The following is a 1,686-nucleotide window of genomic DNA, read 5'->3' on the forward strand; positions in this document are numbered from 1 at the left end:
TCTCTATATCTTCATGACCCTCTGCCTTAGCAGTCATAGCAACCTTATTATACTCACTAATGTGCTGCATATCCTCTTCTTTAGCCATTTCCTCTAAAACCTTTGAAACTTTACCTATTGTTTCCGCAATTTTAGCTTCTTGATCAGCAAAACTGCATAACATCCTCTCTATATCTTCATGACCCTCTGCCTTAGCAGTCATAGCAACCTTATTATACTCGGCTACATGTTGGTCTTGTTCCTCTCTTGCCATTTCACCTACTACATTGTTTAGTTGCTTATGCCTTAATAATGTCTCAAATATTGCCTTTGCATGACCTAATTCAACTAATGCTTTCTCTCTTAATGCTTTAGCCTCCTCTTTCTTACCTAATTGCTCTAACTTCTCAGCAACTAACATTAATGACATAAAATCTTCTGCGTTTGCTTTGAATAATTCTTTTAATCCCATTTCGGTTTCTTTTCCGAGGACCATAGGAGACACCTTGTTAATTATTACTCATAATAGGTTAATAAACTTTAGTTAGACTCTAATTTAATGTTGTGAGATTTTATAGGAGGAAAGATATTTATAATTAATGTAATATTGTATAAGAACGTATTATAGTTGATGACTAACTCCAATCCTGAGGTAGTGATGAAGTAACTCGCGACTGATATTTATTAGTGTTTTTACAAACTATGACATATGATTACCGTAAAAGAAATGAGAGCTCTAGAGATAAATAGTACTTCGCTGGGTGTTCCAACTTTATTATTGATGGAGAATGCAGGGAGATCAGTTAAGGACGAAATAGTCACAAGATTTGAAAATAATGTAAAGGAAAAACAAGTGTACATTTTCGTGGGACATGGAGGAAAAGGAGGAGATGCTTTAGTAACTGCTAGACATCTAGCTGGAGAGGGTGCAAACGTTAACGTAATTTTATTGGGAGAAAATAAACATGAAGATGCAGTGCTTAATTTAAACGCGATTGAAGAGATGGATTTCAGCATAAAAATGATTACTGTAAAAGATGTTGAGGAATTGAAGCCGTTAACTGCTGATATTCTAGTTGATGGAATGTTAGGGACTGGATTCTCCGGAAGACCGAGAGAGCCTTTCAGAACTGCTATTAAAGTATTTAACCAAAGTAAAGGGTATAAAGTGTCAATTGACGTACCGTCTGGAATTAACGCTGATACCGGCGAGGCATTCCAAGATGAGTACGTAAAACCAGATTTAGTAGTAACTTTTCATGATATGAAGCCAGGTTTATTAAAATATAATTTCAACATCGTTGTGAAGAAAATAGGCATTCCTCCTGAGGCTGAGATATATGCAGGACCAGGAGATGTCATCGTTAACTTACCCAAAAGGCGTTTCTCGTCAAAGAAGGGAGAAAATGGAAGAGTTCTAGTTATTGGGGGGAGTTACACTTTCAGTGGAGCTCCAACTTTGGCTGGAATGGCTGCGTTAAGAACGGGTGCAGATTTAGTGTACGTAGCTGCACCAGAAGACACTGCTAAAATAATAGCAGGCTACTCTCCAGATTTAATCAGTATAAAATTACAAGGAAAAAATATTTCGCCCAGTAATTTAGAAGAGTTAAAGCCATGGATAGATAGAGCTGATGTGGTAATAATTGGACCCGGCATGGGACTCTCCGACGAAACCGTTGAAGCCTCTAAAACTATAGTGAATTA

At 37.1% G+C, this 1,686-nt stretch carries 2 protein-coding genes; one reads left to right on the plus strand and one right to left on the minus strand.

Annotated features, from left to right (window positions below; translation table 11 throughout):
* Positions 1 to 475 (minus strand): rubrerythrin (locus DMP16_RS09640; RefSeq protein ID WP_143577170.1); only part of this gene is annotated, 475 nt, incomplete at its 3' end.
* A 213-nt stretch (positions 476 to 688) separates the two neighbouring features.
* Here DMP16_RS09640 and DMP16_RS09645 point away from each other — a divergent pair.
* On the plus strand, positions 689 to 1,686 hold a 998-nt coding region (locus DMP16_RS09645), incomplete at its 3' end, for an NAD(P)H-hydrate epimerase (protein ID WP_143577171.1).

It is taken from the genome of Sulfolobus sp. B1 (assembly GCF_007050195.1).
In the GTDB taxonomy this organism is placed as follows: domain Archaea; phylum Thermoproteota; class Thermoprotei_A; order Sulfolobales; family Sulfolobaceae; genus Saccharolobus.